General features: G+C 56.5%; 15 protein-coding genes. 4 read left to right on the top strand and 11 right to left on the bottom strand.

Annotation, left to right across the window (positions count from 1 at the left end; translation table 11 throughout):
* Window positions 1-4: 4 nt before the first annotated feature.
* The 3 genes from xdhB to uraH are packed head-to-tail and all read right to left on the bottom strand — an operon-like array spanning window position 5 to window position 4,249.
* Window positions 5-2,401: a xanthine dehydrogenase molybdopterin binding subunit gene (xdhB, locus tag SIB88_RS03610; RefSeq protein WP_412559352.1), complete on the bottom strand. Its 2,397-nt coding sequence runs from the start codon at window positions 2,399-2,401 to the stop codon at window positions 5-7.
* Window positions 2,394-3,887, bottom strand: coding sequence for a xanthine dehydrogenase small subunit (xdhA, locus tag SIB88_RS03605; protein ID WP_412559351.1), 1,494 nt, complete (start codon window positions 3,885-3,887; stop codon window positions 2,394-2,396). The genes xdhB and xdhA overlap by 8 nt, the downstream gene beginning before the upstream one ends.
* Before the next feature lie 8 nt (window positions 3,888-3,895).
* Window positions 3,896-4,249, bottom strand: coding sequence for a hydroxyisourate hydrolase (gene uraH / locus SIB88_RS03600; RefSeq protein ID WP_101245263.1), 354 nt, complete (start codon window positions 4,247-4,249; stop codon window positions 3,896-3,898).
* Between the two features lie 456 nt (window positions 4,250-4,705).
* On the opposite strand from uraH, the gene puuE reads away from it, so the two are divergent.
* The 4 genes from puuE to SIB88_RS03580 all read left to right on the top strand — a co-directional run bounded on the left by puuE (window position 4,706) and on the right by SIB88_RS03580 (window position 7,794).
* A complete protein-coding gene (gene puuE, locus SIB88_RS03595; RefSeq protein WP_101245262.1) occupies window positions 4,706-5,620 on the top strand; it encodes an allantoinase PuuE in 915 nt (304 codons plus the stop codon).
* Window positions 5,621-5,644: 24 nt separating this feature from the next.
* Window positions 5,645-6,172: a 2-oxo-4-hydroxy-4-carboxy-5-ureidoimidazoline decarboxylase gene (uraD, locus tag SIB88_RS03590; protein WP_250281599.1), complete on the top strand. Its 528-nt coding sequence runs from the start codon at window positions 5,645-5,647 to the stop codon at window positions 6,170-6,172.
* Between the two features lie 65 nt (window positions 6,173-6,237).
* Window positions 6,238-7,257 carry an allantoicase gene (gene alc / locus SIB88_RS03585; RefSeq protein WP_412559350.1) on the top strand — a complete coding sequence of 340 codons (1,020 nt, stop codon included), beginning with the start codon at window positions 6,238-6,240 and terminating at the stop codon, window positions 7,255-7,257.
* 30 nt (window positions 7,258-7,287) lie between these two features.
* The gene (locus tag SIB88_RS03580) at window positions 7,288-7,794 is read left to right on the top strand and encodes an ureidoglycolate lyase (protein ID WP_206926673.1); all 507 of its coding nucleotides are present in this window, start codon (window positions 7,288-7,290) and stop codon (window positions 7,792-7,794) included.
* Here the strand turns inward: SIB88_RS03580 and SIB88_RS03575 are convergent.
* The 8 genes from SIB88_RS03575 to SIB88_RS03540 all read right to left on the bottom strand — a co-directional run bounded on the left by SIB88_RS03575 (window position 7,791) and on the right by SIB88_RS03540 (window position 15,337).
* Window positions 7,791-8,483 (bottom strand): HAD family hydrolase, encoded by a 693-nt coding sequence (locus tag SIB88_RS03575; RefSeq protein ID WP_412559349.1) that lies wholly within the window; start codon window positions 8,481-8,483, stop codon window positions 7,791-7,793. The genes SIB88_RS03580 and SIB88_RS03575 overlap by 4 nt on opposite strands.
* Window positions 8,480-9,286, bottom strand: a complete 807-nt coding sequence (locus SIB88_RS03570) for a tetratricopeptide repeat protein (protein WP_228194685.1) — start codon at window positions 9,284-9,286, stop codon at window positions 8,480-8,482. Before SIB88_RS03570 ends, SIB88_RS03575 begins: the two co-directional genes overlap by 4 nt.
* Window positions 9,287-9,448: 162 nt before the next feature.
* A complete protein-coding gene (locus SIB88_RS03565) occupies window positions 9,449-10,231 on the bottom strand; it encodes a succinate dehydrogenase iron-sulfur subunit (protein WP_101245257.1) in 783 nt (260 codons plus the stop codon).
* Between the two features lie 25 nt (window positions 10,232-10,256).
* Window positions 10,257-12,053 carry a succinate dehydrogenase flavoprotein subunit gene (gene sdhA / locus SIB88_RS03560; RefSeq protein ID WP_101245256.1) on the bottom strand — a complete coding sequence of 599 codons (1,797 nt, stop codon included), beginning with the start codon at window positions 12,051-12,053 and terminating at the stop codon, window positions 10,257-10,259.
* Window positions 12,054-12,057: 4 nt separating this feature from the next.
* Window positions 12,058-12,441: a succinate dehydrogenase, hydrophobic membrane anchor protein gene (gene sdhD / locus SIB88_RS03555; RefSeq protein WP_101245255.1), complete on the bottom strand. Its 384-nt coding sequence runs from the start codon at window positions 12,439-12,441 to the stop codon at window positions 12,058-12,060.
* Window positions 12,442-12,468: 27 nt separating this feature from the next.
* The gene (gene sdhC, locus SIB88_RS03550) at window positions 12,469-12,849 is read right to left on the bottom strand and encodes a succinate dehydrogenase, cytochrome b556 subunit (RefSeq protein ID WP_101245254.1); all 381 of its coding nucleotides are present in this window, start codon (window positions 12,847-12,849) and stop codon (window positions 12,469-12,471) included.
* A gap of 449 nt (window positions 12,850-13,298) precedes the next feature.
* A complete protein-coding gene (locus SIB88_RS03545) occupies window positions 13,299-14,348 on the bottom strand; it encodes a MaoC family dehydratase (RefSeq protein ID WP_412559348.1) in 1,050 nt (349 codons plus the stop codon).
* A gap of 110 nt (window positions 14,349-14,458) precedes the next feature.
* On the bottom strand, window positions 14,459-15,337 hold the full coding sequence (locus tag SIB88_RS03540) for an HpcH/HpaI aldolase/citrate lyase family protein (RefSeq protein ID WP_412559347.1): 879 nt from the start codon (window positions 15,335-15,337) through the stop codon (window positions 14,459-14,461).
* Window positions 15,338-15,365 lie beyond the last annotated feature (28 nt).

Here is a 15,365-nt window from a genome sequence, read left to right as displayed (position 1 = left end):
GGCTTCATTCCCCTGCGACCGAAACCGGCTGCCCGGCCTGTTCGATCATGCGTTTGGCAACATCGGCCACCGCATAAAGAACCGCCTCGGGCGTTGCCGGGGTATCAAGGTTTGGCACCACCTTGTGATCGGCAACCGATGCCACCGCATCGGCAATCGCACGGTGCACCGAAATTGCCAGCATCAAGGGCGGCTCGCCCACGGCCTTGGACCGATGAATGGTTTTTTCCACGTTTCGTCCGGACGACCACAATTCCATTCGGAAATCTTCCGGACGATCCGAACAGGCCGGGATTTTATAGGTCGATGGCGCGTGGGTCCGCAGGTTGCCCTTGTCATCCCACCATAATTCTTCGGAAGTCAGCCATCCCATGCCCTGAATGAAACCGCCTTCGATCTGACCACGGTCAATCGCCGGATTAAGCGACCGCCCGACATCATGGATGATATCGACCCGCGTCACCTTGTATTCACCGGTCAGGGTATCAATCAGAACTTCTGAACAGGCCATGCCATAGGCAAAGTAATAGAACGGCCGACCCGACGCGGTTTCGCGGTCATAATGGATTTTCGGTGTCGCGTAATAGCCGGTCGCCGACAGTGACACACGCGCCAGATACGCCTGCTTGATCAGATCGGCAAAGGCAAGCTCCGCCACATCCCCGACAATGATTTTGCCCGGTACAAAGCGCACGGCACTTTCCGCAACACCGTATTTTTCCGCCGCAAAGGCAATCAGGCGGTTCTTGATCGTCATCGCCGCATCACGCGCAGCCATACCGTTCATATCCGCCCCGCTTGATGCCGCGGTTGCCGATGTATTGGGAACCTTGCCGGTATTGGTTGCAGTGATCTTGATCTGATCCAGATCGATCTGGAATTCTTCGGCAACGACCTGGGCCACCTTGATGAAAAGCCCCTGCCCCATTTCCGTGCCACCATGGTTCAGATGCACAGAACCATCTTGATAAATATGGATCAGCGCGCCCGCCTGGTTAAGGAAGGTGGTGGTAAAGGAAATGCCGAACTTCACCGGCGTCAGGGACAGGCCCTTTTTCAGAACCGGGCTTTCGGCATTGAATGCTTCGATCTCGGCGCGGCGCTTGCGATAATCACTGGCTTTAAGGATGTCGTCGGTCAGTTCCGGCAGAACATTGTCTTCGACCACCATATGATATGGCGTCGTATTGCGATCCTTGGTGCCGTAATAGTTGGCAATGCGCACATCCATCGGATCGCGCCCGATGGTCATGGCGATTTCATCAATGATGCGCTCGATTGCCACCATCCCCTGCGGCCCGCCAAACCCGCGGAATGCGGTATTGGACACAAGGTTGGTTTTGCAGCGATATGATCTGATTTCAACATCGCCAAGGTAATAGGCATTGTCGGTATGGAACATCGCGCGGTCGGCAATCGCAGCAGACAAATCGGCGGAAAACCCGCAATTGGCCGCGTATTGAAGATCAAGGCCGCAAATCCGCCCGTCATCATCAAAGCCGACGTCATAATCAACGATAAAGTCATGGCGCTTGCCGGTCATGACCATGTCATCATCACGGTCCAGACGGAATTTGGCCGGACGTCCGGTTTTCACCGCCACAATGGCGGCCAGTGCCGCCCATTGTGATGCCTGCGTTTCCTTGCCGCCAAAACCGCCGCCCATACGGCGGACCTCGACCGTCACCGCATTTGCCGGACGGCCAAGGACATTGGCGATATTGTGCTGGACCTCGGATGGATGCTGGGTCGAACAATGCAAAAGAACATCGCCATCCTCCTGCGGGATGGCAAAGGTGATCTGACCTTCGAGGTAAAAGTGATCCTGCCCGCCAATTTCCATCCGCCCGGCACGACGATTTTTGGCCTTGGCCAGGGCCGATTTGGCATCACCCTGTTTCATCACATGTGGCGGGGCGACGAATTGCTGCTTTTCCAGTGCATCTTCAATCGACAGAACTGCTGGCAGTTCTTCATATTCGATTTCCGCAAGCTTGGCGGCCGCGCGGGCCTGTGCACGGGTTTCGGCCGCGACGCAAAATACCGGCTGCCCATAGAACTGCACGATACCATCGGGCAAAACCGGATCATCATGGGTGTGGGCGGGTGACACGTCATTGACACCAGGCACATCATCCGCGGTCAGAACGCAAACCACACCGGGGGCGGACCGGACCTTGGACAGATCCATCTTCCTGATCTTGCCATGCGCAATCGTTGCCGCACCCGGGGCCAGATGAAGCGTGCCATATGGTTCGATAATGTCATCGATATAGACCGCTTCGCCCGCCACATGTTTCGGGCCGCTATCATGTTTGGAACTGGACCGCACCCCACCCGAAAGACCGGCGGTCGGGGCGATCACTTCATCGGTTTCGGTTTGGCTGATCTGATCAGACATGGGCTGCCTCCTTGCCGACAAGGCGGGTGGCAATTTCGGGTGCGTTGGTTTCGATAAACAGCTTGGTCAACAAGTTCTGGGCCACCAGCATGCGGTATTCCTTTGATGCCCGCATATCGGTCATCGGTGCGAAATCCTTGGCCAGTGCCAGTTGGGCCGCATTCAGGCTGGCTTCATTCCAGTCCTTGCCGATCATGGCCGCTTCGCATTTGGCAGCCCGCATCGGGGTGCCGGCCATGCCACCAAACGCCGCACGGAATTCCACTACCTTGCCCTCAACGACCTTGATCGCAAAGGCGCCAAGCACCGCGGTAATGTCCTGATCAAACCGTTTGGAAATCTTGTAGGCCTTGAACACCACACCTTTGGCCGGTTTGGGCACGATCACGCTTTGCACAAACTCGCCCGGATGACGGTCCTGTTTGCCATAGGTCACAAAGAAATCTTCAAGGGCGACTTCGCGTCTTACATCACCCATGCGCAAAACAATCTTGGCCCCCAGCGCAATCAGGGCAGGTGGTGTGTCACCAATTGGCGATCCATTGGCAATATTGCCCCCCACGGTTCCGGCATTGCGAATTTGCCGCGAACCGATCCGGCGTACCAACTCCCCGACATCAGCAGCAACCCGACCAAGCGCATCATGGGCGCGGCTATAGGTCACACCAGCCCCGATGATCAGGGCATCTTCGGTTTCGCTGACCGATTTCAGGTCTGCGACATCGCCAATATAAATGATCGGATCGAGACGTTTGAGCATCTTGGTCACCCAAAGTCCGACATCCGTCCCCCCGGCCAGAACCGTGGCATCGGGATGCTGGACCAGAAGTGCGGCAAGTTCATCAGATGTTTGCGGCGCGTAATAGCGCCCTGCGGGATGTTCAAGCGCCAGCGTACCCGCACCATCAACCATCGCACTCAGACGGGCCGCAATGTCCGAACGACGCTTTTGCTCTGCCGCGTCGTTGGCAGCAACCCCGCCAGCCTTGCGGGCGGCCTCGATGATCGGGCCATAGCCTGTGCACCGGCAAAGGTTCCCCGCCAGCGCATCATTGATCGCACCGCGGTCATCTTCACCACCATCAAGCCAAAGCTGATAAAGGCTCATGACAAAGCCCGGCGTGCAGAACCCGCATTGCGATCCATGGGTATCGACCATCGCCTGCTGTACGGGATGAAGGGTGCCGTCACTTGATTTAAGATGCTCGACCGTCAAAAGCTGCTTGCCGTCCAAGGTCGGCACAAACTGGATACAGGCATTGACCGTACGATACGCCATGCCGCCCTTGCCATCCGGCTCCCCCAGAACGACGGTACAGGCACCGCAATCGCCTTCGGCACAGCCTTCCTTGGTGCCGGACTTGCGTTCGGACAGACGCAGATATTCAAGCACGGTCATCTGCGGATCAACATCACGCAGGCTGCGTTCCTCATTGCCCAGAAGAAAACGGATATCAGAACGGAAAGAACCGGTCGCGTGCGCCATGATCAACCTCAGCTTCCGCGATAGGTGGAATAGCCGAACGGCGACAGCAACAGCGGCACATGATAATGCGCCTGCCCGTCAGAAATACCGAACCGGATGACAACCTGATCAAGGAATTTGGGATCGGGAAGATTTTCCCCGCACGCATCAAAATACGCCCCGGCATGGAACACCAGTTGATATTCACCGGGTTTGAAAGAGGCACCTTCAAGCATCGGCGCATCGGTGCGGCCATCGGCATTGGTCACGGCCTCGGCAACCAGATCATCATGACCATTGCCATAGCGGTGCAGCTCAATGCGGATTCCAGCAGCCGGGCAGCCTTTTGCCGTATCCAGTACATGGGTAGTCAGTCGTCCCATGCCGGGCCTCCTCTCTCTTATTCTTACTTTTGTGGTCGGTCGCTTCTCCCGTGTTCGACATTCTTTTTGGGGCGGGCCCTTTGGTTTTGTGTCGAACTTTATAGCGCTTCAAAAGGGTCGCATTCCGCCTGCCCTCGGGAAAGAGGGGATAAAGTGAAACTATATCAATAATTCTTTGAAAAACGAATGTATCAGTTTAAGGCACTATAACATGCAACCGTGGCAAAAAGCCTTGGAAGACCGCGTAAAACGTGGCCCTACTTACCTTCCGTCCAGGAACATTATCAAAACCGTCTTGATAGTGCGGCACTTATCAGGTCCGGCAGGCACGGGTTTATCCCTTGCTGCACCGCGACCTATGGTTAATTGTAACCACAAAGATGCTACACCAAACGGTCCCCACAACAAAGCCGGGCGTTAGGCACAGGACCGATTAGAATTCAGGAGAAGGCCCAGATGAACGACCAGACATATGCGCGCGACTTGATCGGATATGGCGAAAACCCGCCCAAGGCCAATTGGCCCAATGGCGCACGCGTGGCTGTTCAGTTTGTCCTGAATTACGAAGAAGGCGGTGAAAACTGCATCCTGCATGGTGACCGCGCGTCCGAGGCGTTCCTGTCTGAAATCGTCGGTGCCGACATGCGCGAAGGTGTGCGTCATATGAGCATGGAGTCGATTTACGAGTACGGCTCGCGCGTTGGTGTGTGGCGCATCCTGAACCTGTTTCGCGAACGCCAGATCCCGATCACCATCTTTGCCGTCGCCATGGCCCTTGCCCGCCATCCAAAAGTTGGCGAAGTCGCGATGAAGGATGGACACGAGATTTGCTCGCACGGCTATCGCTGGATTGACTATCAATATGTGCCCGAAGATATCGAACGCGAACATCTTCACAAGGCGATTGATATCATCAAGGACGTTACCGGCGAACGTCCGCTTGGCTGGTACACCGGCCGCACCAGCCCAAATACCCGCCGCCTGGTCAATGAGGAAGGCGGCTTCCTCTATGACGCTGATGACTATAGTGACGAACTTCCGTTCTGGAGCACCCAGACAGAAAAGCCGCATCTGATCGTGCCCTATACCCTTGATGCCAACGACATGCGTTTTGCCGCCCTTCAGGGTTTCAATTCCGGCGAACAGTATTTCCAGTATCTCAAGGACAGCTTCGACACCCTCTACGAAGAAGGCGCACATACCCCGCGCATGCTGTCACTTGGTCTGCATTGCCGACTGGTCGGGCGTCCGGGCCGCTTTGCAGCACTGAAACGTTTCGTCGATTACGTCCAAAGCCACGATGACGTCTGGTTTGCCCGCCGGATCGATATCGCCCGCCACTGGCGCGAACATCATCCGTTCGCTGGCTGAGACAGACGCAGGAACACCAATATCATGACAGAATCCACCAAATCCCTGTTTGAAACCCGCCCGCCCAGCACATTGGCCAAAAGCGCCTTTGTCTCGCTGTATGGCGGGGTTTACGAACATTCGCCCTGGATCGCCGAACAACTTTATGATCGCGGCATCACCGATGCCCATAACACGCCGGCGGCCTTGGCCGATGCGATGGCGGCCATTGTCAACGGGGCGGTTGATGCCGACAAGCTGGCACTTTTGCGCGCCCATCCCGACCTTGCCGGGAAACTGGCCCTTGCCGATCTGACGACCTCGTCCCAGAACGAACAGATGGGGGCGGGTCTTGATCAATGCAGCGCCGATGAGTTGGCCCGCTTTACCGAACTCAATGACCTTTACAAACAGAAGTTCGGTTTTCCGTTTATCTTTGCGGTCAAGGGGTTCCATCGCACCGATATTCTTGCCGCCTTTGAACGGCGGGTGAAAAACGACGTCGAAACCGAATTTAACGAGGCGATCAATCAGGTCCATCGCATTGCAAAATTGCGGCTGGAAGCGCTGTAAACCGGGCGTCTGGCCAACCGGATTGATCACCGAATAATAAACGACCATTTCAGGATTTTACGACCATGAGCCATCAGGAAAATCACGACGCACCGGAATTTACCCGGAAGTTTGTCAACCTTGCCGATGAACGTCTTGGCGCAGAGGCCATTTTTGCGACAGATGATTTCTTTGCCGACAAACAGCGGATGCTGCAAACCGGTGACGCCGTGTTCTATCCGGATCGCTATGACGATCATGGCAAATGGATGGATGGCTGGGAAAGCCGCCGCAAACGGGTCGAAGGCCATGATTACTGCGTCGTCCGCCTGGCGACTTCGGGGCGGATTTACGGTGTTGATATCGACACCAGCCACTTTACCGGCAACTTCCCGCCAGCCGCTTCGCTTGAAGGCTGCTATTGCCCGAATGGCGATCCGGCCGATGATGCCAAATGGGATGAAATCGTTGCCCCCATGGGCCTTGGTGCCAGTGCCCATCACTTTGCCGACGTGACATCGGACGCCATTTATACCCACGTTCGCCTGCATATTTACCCTGATGGCGGTGTTGCCCGCCTGCGTGTCTATGGTCGCCCGAACCGCGACTGGACGGAAATGGCCGCCAAGGGCGAACAGGTCGACCTTGCGGCCATGATCAATGGCGGCGTGGTTGTTGGCTGGTCCGATGCCCATTACGGCAACCCGAACGCCATTCTGGCACCGGGCCGCGGGGTCAATATGGGGGATGGCTGGGAAACCCGTCGTCGCCGCGAACCGGGCAATGAATGGCTGATCGTCGAACTTGGCCACCCCGGCGAGATCGAAAAAATCATCGTTGATACCTGCCACTTCAAGGGCAACTACCCGGACCGCGTTTCGATCCAGGGGGCCTATGTGGACGGTGAAAAGGACAAATCGCTGCGCGCACGGTCCATGTTCTGGTCAACCATCCTGCCCGAAAGCAAAATGCAGGCTGATCACATCCACGAATTCGACGCATCGGCCCTGACCGTCAATGGGCCGGTCACACATTTGCGGGTTAATTCGATCCCGGATGGCGGCATCAGCCGTCTGCGCATCCTTGGCAAACCGGCCACCAGATAAACCGCCACCAACCAAAAGGATTGTGCAGGTATGAAGCTTCCGGTCGAACACCTGACCCAAGATGCCTTCGCCCCGTTTGGCGAAGTCATTTCGATCGCCACCGCGCGCGACAGCTACAAGATCAATCAGGGCACCACCACCCGGTTTCACGACATCTCGCGCGTTGATGTCGCTGACGAAGGCGGGGCTCCGATCATCAGCATCTTTCGCGGCACACCGCGGCCAAAACCGATTGAAATCACGATGATGGAACGTCATCCACTGGGTTCGCAGGCCTTCATGCCTCTGTCGGGGCAGAAATTCCTGATCGTCGTGGCATCAGGTACGGATGATCCGGCCCCGGAAAACCTGCGCGCCTTCCTTTCGGACGGAACGCAGGGGGTGACCTATGCCAAGAATGTCTGGCATCACCCGCTTCTGGTGCTGGAAGAAGACAGCGATTTTCTGATCGTGGATCGTTCGGGTCCGGGCAACAACCTTAATGAAGTTGACCTGCCCCTGGTCGATGGCGACGTCATCACACTGGACTGGGCTTAACCCCTACCATCACCATTCCGGCTGATCAGACCCAACTCACGCAGGTAGCGGTGCAAATCCTCGCTGCTTCCTGCAACATATTCCACCCCGGCATCGCGCAGGATACCTTCGTCCCCGGCATTGCGATGCGCCCCGCCAAGAAACCCGACACACCGCATCCCCGCCGCACCGGCTGCAACCACCCCGGACGGGCTGTCTTCGATCACAAGGCAGCTTTCCGGCTCCCATCCGCAAGTTTTCGCAGCAAGCAGGAAAACATCCGGCGCGGGCTTGCCCCGTGTCACTTGTTGGGCTGAGAAAATGCGTCCTTCAAAGAATTCGGACAGTCCGGTTATCGAAAGACACTGATCAAGCCGCGCCAAGTCACTCCCCGAAGCCAGGGCAAAAGGCACAGTCAGGCACCCAAGCAGCTCAGCCATCCCGGCAATGGCCCGCAGATCGGTTGCAAACAGGCGCGCCAGTTCGGCCTCGCACTGTTGCTGATAGGCAGCCGGGTCAATATCGGTGCCAAATCGCGCATTCAGCCCGGCCACCATCTCGCGATAGGCAACACCACCGAATGTGCGTGCAAGTTCTGCAGCCCCCAGGCTAATGCCATATTCGGGCAGCATCCTTTCATCGACCGCAAAAGACAGAATTTCGCTGTCGATCAGGACACCGTCGCAATCAAAGATGATATGCCGGGTCATTGCGCGGGCTGGATGTTGCCACCGCTATTAAGATCAAGCGCCAGAAGGCGCTTCTGAATGGTTTGCGACAGAACCGGGCCCGCCCCGGCCTGCAATGCACGCTGATAGGCCGCACGCGCCATATCGGTTTTCCCCATCGCCAGGGCATTGTCGGCGAAATGGGCAATATGTTCTGCGGTCGGCATTGCCTTGTTGACCCGAATGAAAACTTCCTCGGCCTCGGCATAGCGCCCCTGGCGGTACAAAATCAGCCCATAGGTATCAAGTGCCCCGGGATCATCGGGCGCCACCGCAAGCGCCTGTTTGGAAAGTCTTTCCGCCTCATCAAGGTTTTCGCCGCGCACCGCATAATGATAGGCAAGCCAGTTGGCGGCCCCCATATTGCCCTGACCTGCCGCCTGATAGGCCTCGGCCGTCATGGTATCGCCATAGGATTTGATCACGCTTTCAATGGCAGCCTGATCAAGACCATCGACCCATGTCAGCCCGACCCGCACCGCCTTGCAGCCTTGTGCATTGGCCTGGCTGCACATGGCAACCGCCTCTTCGACGGCGCCCATGACGGTGGCCTTCGGACCGGCGGCATATTCCTTGCCCGTCTCGTCGCGCGCCATCGCCTTGAAATCGATCATCGCCCGGTAACGGTCATCAAGCTTTGCCTCGGTGGGGGCTGCAAACATATCCTGCGGTTCCCAGTTCGGACTGGTATCCCCGCAGGCCGCAACGGCCAGAACCATTCCAAGCCCGATAACGGAACGCAAAGGTGCAAATTCAAACTGGCGGCGCATAAACAAGACGGTCATTCCCCATGTTCGAGCAAAAGAGCCGGAAGCATCATAACCCAATTGCGTAATTGCAGGGTTAACATCCTGATCACAGACGAAAAAGCCGCCGGGATCCGTGATCTCCGGCGGCTTTAACATGCTGGCGTAAAACGCCAATATCAGGGCAACACAGCCTGCGGCTTAGGCGCGGCGTTCTGCGATCATCTTTTTGATTTCGGTGATCGCAAGCGCCGGATTCAGGCCTTTCGGGCAGGTGTTGGTGCAGTTCATGATCGTGTGGCAACGATACAGGCGGAACGGATCTTCGAGTGCATCGAGACGTTCACCGGTATATTCGTCACGCGAGTCTGCCAACCAGCGATATGCCTGAAGCAGAACAGCCGGGCCGAGGTAACGGTCGGAGTTCCACCAGTAGGACGGGCACGCGGTAGAGCAGGAGAAGCACAGAATGCATTCCCAAAGACCATCAAGCTTCGCACGTTCTTCACGCGACTGAAGACGTTCGCCATCCGGCGGGGTCGGGCTGTCAGCTTTAAGCCACGGCTCGATCGAAGCAAGCTGTGCATAAGGCTGCGACAGATCAGGCACCAGATCCTTGACCACCGGCATATGCGGCAGCGGATAGATCTTTACTTCGCCCTTGATGTCTTCGATCGGCTTCAAGCACGCAAGCGTGTTACGGCCATCGATATTCATCGCGCACGAACCGCAAATGCCTTCGCGGCATGAACGGCGGAAAGTCAGGGTCGCGTCGATCTCGTTCTTGATCTTGATCAGCGCGTCCAGAACCATCGGACCACATTTGTCGAGATCGATATCGTAGGTATCCGTACGCGGGTTATCGCCGCTATCGGGATCATAACGATAGATCTTGAACGAACGGACATTCTTCGCGTCAGCCGGAGCAGAGAACGACTTGCCCTCTTTCACGACCGAATTGGCGGGAAGATTGAATTCTACCATCTCTCAAATCCTCTCTTGCCGCGCCTTAATAGACGCGCTCTTTCGGCTCGATATACGACACTTCGTCGGTCAGGGTGAAGGTATTGACCGGACGATAGGTCAGATCAACGCCATAGCCCTTCTCGGTGTCGACCTTGGCGATCGTGTGCTTCATCCAGACTTCGTCATCACGCTTCGGATAATCTTCGTGGGCATGTGCACCACGCGATTCATGACGCGCTTCTGCCGAATTCATGGTTGCTGCGGCACAGGTCATGAGGTTCTCAAGCTCGAGAGTCTCGACCAGGTCCGAGTTCCAGATGAGGGAGCGATCCGAAACGCCGACGTCGGGAAGCGTCTTTGCGGTTTCGGCCAATTTGCCAACGCCTTCCTTGAGGATTTCCGAGGTCCGGAACACGCCGCAGTTGCCCTGCATGACGCGCTGCATTTCCAGTCGGATATCCGCAGTCGGACGCGAACCCTTTGCCCAGCGCAGACGGTCGAAACGTGCAATCGCTTCGTCGCCATCGTTGGTTTTGAGTTCCTTGAACGATGCTTTGCTGTCGACCACTTCGGCGGCATGAAGACCACATGCACGGCCAAACACAACAAGGTCGAGCAACGAGTTGGTGCCCAGACGGTTTGCACCGTGGACCGACACGCAAGCTGCTTCACCCGCCGCCATCAGGCCCGGAACGATTGCGTTCGGATCATCAGCGGTCGGACGCAGAACTTCGCCCTTATAGTTGGTCGGAATACCGCCCATGTTGTAATGGACCGTCGGAAGAACCGGGATCGGCTCCTTGGTCGCATCAACACCGGCAAAGATTTTTGCGGTTTCGGTAATACCCGGCAGACGTTCCCAAAGTACTTCCGAACCAAGATGTTCAAGATGCAGGTGGATATATTCGCCATGTTCGCCAACGCCGCGACCATCACGGATTTCCTGTGCCATGCCGCGCGACACAACGTCACGCGATGCAAGGTCCTTAACGGTCGGCGCATAACGTTCCATGAAACGTTCGCCTTCGGAGTTGGTCAGGTAACCACCTTCACCACGGGCACCTTCGGTGATCAGGCAGCCCGAACCGTAAATGCCGGTCGGGTGGAACTGAACGAATTCCATGTCCTGAAGACCAAGACCCGCACGGGCCACCATGCCATGACCGTCACCGGTACAGGTATGGGCCGAGGTGCAGCTGAAGAATGCACGGCCATAACCGCCAGATGCCAGAATGACCATCTTGGCGTTGAAACGGTGCAGTTCGCCGGTATCAAGATCCCAGGCAACCAGACCTTTGCACGAACCATCGTCATCCATGATCAGATCAAGGGCGATATATTCGACAAAGAATTCGGCTTTGTGCTTCAGGCACTGCTGATAAAGCGTATGCAGCATGGCGTGACCGGTACGGTCAGCCGCAGCACAGGCACGTTCAACCGGCGCCTTGCCGTGGTCGCGGGTGTGGCCACCGAACGGACGCTGATAGATTTTGCCATCTTCGGTCCGCGAGAACGGCATGCCGTAATGTTCAAGTTCATGAACCGCCGGAACGGCGTTACGGCACATATATTCGATCGCGTCCTGGTCACCAAGCCAGTCGGAACCCTTGACGGTGTCATACATATGCCACTGCCAGTGATCCTCGGACATGTTGCCAAGCGATGCACCGATACCGCCCTGGGCAGCAACGGTGTGCGAACGGGTCGGGAAGACCTTGGTGATACATGCGGTTTTCAGGCCGGCTTCAACCGTGCCCAGCGTCGCGCGAAGACCAGCGCCGCCCGCACCCATAACAACGACGTCGTAGTTATGGTCGATAATTTTATATGATTCAGTCATTGGCTCAGGCTCCGGCAAAAACGATACGCAGGACTGATACGATGGCTGCAACCGACAGGAACGCCGCAACAGCTTTGATCAGCATCAGCGAAATCACTTCTGCTTTACGGTTATGCACATAATCTTCGATCACGACCTGCAGGCCGTGCGTGAAATGCACAGCAACGCTGATGATCAGAAGGATCATCATGGTCGAGTGGAAGTACGAGCTCAACCAGGCGTGAACGGCATCGTAATCGGCCGTGTGCCCTGCAAGAATCGAAAGAATGAACCAGATGCCGAGCGGAAGGTTCGCAGCAGCCGTAACGCGCTGGGTCCACCAGTGCGAAGAGCCACTTTTGGCAGAACCGAGACCGCGGACACGGCCTAGATCGGATTGCATCTTCATGACAAGTTTGTCCCCTCTTGCCCGGCCTTAGGCCAGACCGATGATCCAGGTGATAATGGTCAGCACAACTGCCGCGCCAAGGACGATCGGGTTGCCTTTGGCAGCACCCTCATTCGTCAGGCCGCGACCGGTATCCCAGATCAGGTGACGGATACCGTTGCAAGCGTGGTAATAAAACGCCGCCGTCCAACCGAACAGCAGCAGCAGACCAAACCACGAGGTGAAAAATGCGTGATAGCCGTTAAAGGCGTCACGACCAGCGCCGGCACCAATCAGCCAGGACGCCAAAAATACGAAACCAATGGCAAGGCCGACACCCATCGCGCGGAAGGAGATGGACATCTTTGCCGTCATCGGAAGCCGGTACACCTGCAAGTGCGGAGACAGCGGCCGATTGGCTTTGCTCATAGCGGAATTGCCTCTTCTCAAAGTAGCTGGCGGGAAAGCAGGGTTTATTTACCCATGCAGCGGGTTTGAGTCAATCTGAACCCCTTCTAAATCCAAAGAATTCAGGACAAAAACGCCTCAACTGCCTCCGTTTAACTACGTAGGTTGACCTCTCAGACGCCGTAAACACCCCCGCGGGAAGGGTTCAATGAACAACACAGGGTCATCCATTTGACGCGCATACGACGTAACGTGGATTTAGCAATTGCACAATTAGACCTTCTTACGCAAGGAAACTGCCCCTGGTTCAGGCCGAATTTATTGCAAACACATGTGGATGCGATAACGCCTGATCAAGATCAGAACGCCAGACCGCGTCAAATTACCCCCGACATCACAAAAGAACGGTTAAGGAAAGCCGGCCACAGCCCCGGACCAACACAGGGCCGGAACAGGGGCTCGCACAAGGATCACCGCGGCATCAGCACCGTGTAATCGAAATCAAGCAACACATCGGGATGATATTTGCCATCCTCGCTACGCAACGGGAAATCACTGGCCTGACGGTTGCGCACCGCAACAAGACGCAGACGCAGCGCCCCCAGATCCCGCCTGCCCGGCAGCTCGAATTTTCCAAGCACCTCGGACCAGGCAAATACCGTATCCCCGGCAAAGGCCGGGTTGGCATGGGCCCCGGCATTGATCGCGGCAATCCGGAATGCGTTGCCAAGCCCGTTGAATGAAAGTGCGCGCGCCAGTGAAATGATATGTCCGCCATAAATCAGGCGTTTGCCAAACCGGCCTTGATTGGCCGCCACCTGATCGAAATGGACCTTGGCAGTGTTTTGATAGAGTCGCGTCGCAATCTGATGTTCGGATTCTTCAAGGGTCATGCCATCAACATGATCGATCTTCTCGCCGACATAATAGTCATCCCAGCGATGCGGTGATCCGGCCAGCTGCGTTTCATAGGATGTCATCGCAAGACCGACCGGGATCTGAAACGCCTCGGGTGCGACCATCCCGGGCAATTCGGGCAAAACGGTTTCAGGGGCCGGGGCATTTTCATCGCGCTTGCGCACCATGACCCAGCGATTGTAATCGAGAACCATCTCACCGCGCTGATTGCGTCCGACGGAATTGACATAAACCACACCGGTCTTGCCGTTTGAATTTTCCTTCAAACCGATCACGGTTGAGACCGAACTGACCGTATCACCGGGATAAACCGGCACCCCGAACACCCCGCCCGCATAGCCAAGATTGGCCACCGCATTAAGCGACACATCCGGTACGGTTTTGCCAAACACCATGTGAAAGGCCAAAAGATCATCGACCGGGGCCGACTGGAACCCGATAGAACGGGCAAATTCGTCCGATGCCTGAACCGCAAAGCGCGGTCCGTAAAGCCCGGTATAAAGGGCGACATCACCACTGGTAATCGTGCGCGGTGTGGCGTGGCGGATTTCCTGTCCGATCTGGAAATCCTCAAAATAATTACCCGGATTGGTCTTTGACATTTCTAGCCTCCCTGAATGGCAAAGTTCCTGCAAATACGTTCCGCAATGATCCCGGCCGGCCTTTTTCATGCCTGTTTTGGGGATCGGACGCGGACCGTTTCGGCCCGATTTCAGCCAGCATCCATTTCGGAAATCAGATCGGCCATCGCCACCAGCTTCTTGGCCGACACCACATGCAGGTTTTCAATCAGCTTGCCATCCACCACGACAACCCCCTTGCCCGCGGCTGCGGCTTCTTGGTGGGCGGCAATGATTTTCCGCGCCCAGTCAATTTCGCTTTGGGCCGGGGCAAAGGCCGCATTGGCCGCCGCAATGGTTTTGGGATGAATAAGCGTCTTGCCATCAAAGCCAAGCTCGCGCCCCTGCTTGCAGGATGCCGCAAACCCGTCATCATCCCCCAGATCAAGATGCACACCATCCAGGATCGCCAACCCATAGGCCCGCGCGGCCAACAGGCAAAGACCAAGACTTGTGATCATTGGCAAACGGTCCGGCGTATGGGCACAGTTCAGATCCTTGGCCAGATCCGACGTCCCCATGACAAAACCGCCCAGTCGCGGGTGCGCACCGGCTATTTCCTTGGCATTCAGCATCGCAAGCGGCGTTTCCATCATGCACCAGATGGTCATGCCGGCATGGGCCCCCTCGGCCTCCATGATATTGGCGACCTGACGGACCGTATCGGCACTTTCGACCTTGGGCAGCAGGATCGCATCGGCAGACGTCTTTGACGCCGCTACAATATCGGCATAGCCCCACGGGGTATTCAGGCCGTTGGTTCTGATCTGGATTTCACGTTTGCCATATCCGCCCTCGGCAAGGGCGGCGACGATCTGTTCGCGCGCGGTATCCTTGGCATCCGGGGCAACCGCATCTTCAAGATCAAGAATAAGGCCATCGGCCGGAAGGCTTCTGCCTTTTTCCAGTGCACGGGCATTCGATCCCGGCATATAAAGCACAGAACGGCGCGGACGTGGGGCAGCAGCCATCAGATTTCTCCCGTTTGATAATTTTCGT

Source organism: Thalassospira sp. MIT121401 (assembly GCF_047125595.1).
In the GTDB taxonomy this organism is placed as follows: domain Bacteria; phylum Pseudomonadota; class Alphaproteobacteria; order Rhodospirillales; family Thalassospiraceae; genus Thalassospira; species Thalassospira povalilytica.
The sequence above is the reverse complement of the archived record's forward strand: the minus strand, read 5'-3'. Positions and strand labels throughout refer to the sequence as shown.

Coding starts and splice junctions, on each gene's coding strand:
- uraD (WP_250281599.1), top strand. CDS start 5,645: ATGACAGAATCCACCAAATCCCTGTTTGAAACCCGCCCGCCCAGCACA.
- sdhA (WP_101245256.1), bottom strand. CDS start 12,053: ATGACTGAATCATATAAAATTATCGACCATAACTACGACGTCGTTGTT.
- SIB88_RS03545 (WP_412559348.1), bottom strand. CDS start 14,348: ATGTCAAAGACCAATCCGGGTAATTATTTTGAGGATTTCCAGATCGGA.
- xdhB (WP_412559352.1), bottom strand. CDS start 2,401: ATGTCTGATCAGATCAGCCAAACCGAAACCGATGAAGTGATCGCCCCG.
- SIB88_RS03570 (WP_228194685.1), bottom strand. CDS start 9,286: ATGACCGTCTTGTTTATGCGCCGCCAGTTTGAATTTGCACCTTTGCGT.
- SIB88_RS03565 (WP_101245257.1), bottom strand. CDS start 10,231: ATGGTAGAATTCAATCTTCCCGCCAATTCGGTCGTGAAAGAGGGCAAG.
- SIB88_RS03540 (WP_412559347.1), bottom strand. CDS start 15,337: ATGGCTGCTGCCCCACGTCCGCGCCGTTCTGTGCTTTATATGCCGGGA.
- xdhA (WP_412559351.1), bottom strand. CDS start 3,887: ATGGCGCACGCGACCGGTTCTTTCCGTTCTGATATCCGTTTTCTTCTG.
- puuE (WP_101245262.1), top strand. CDS start 4,706: ATGAACGACCAGACATATGCGCGCGACTTGATCGGATATGGCGAAAAC.
- alc (WP_412559350.1), top strand. CDS start 6,238: ATGAGCCATCAGGAAAATCACGACGCACCGGAATTTACCCGGAAGTTT.
- sdhC (WP_101245254.1), bottom strand. CDS start 12,849: ATGAGCAAAGCCAATCGGCCGCTGTCTCCGCACTTGCAGGTGTACCGG.
- uraH (WP_101245263.1), bottom strand. CDS start 4,249: ATGGGACGACTGACTACCCATGTACTGGATACGGCAAAAGGCTGCCCG.
- SIB88_RS03575 (WP_412559349.1), bottom strand. CDS start 8,483: ATGACCCGGCATATCATCTTTGATTGCGACGGTGTCCTGATCGACAGC.
- SIB88_RS03580 (WP_206926673.1), top strand. CDS start 7,288: ATGAAGCTTCCGGTCGAACACCTGACCCAAGATGCCTTCGCCCCGTTT.
- sdhD (WP_101245255.1), bottom strand. CDS start 12,441: ATGAAGATGCAATCCGATCTAGGCCGTGTCCGCGGTCTCGGTTCTGCC.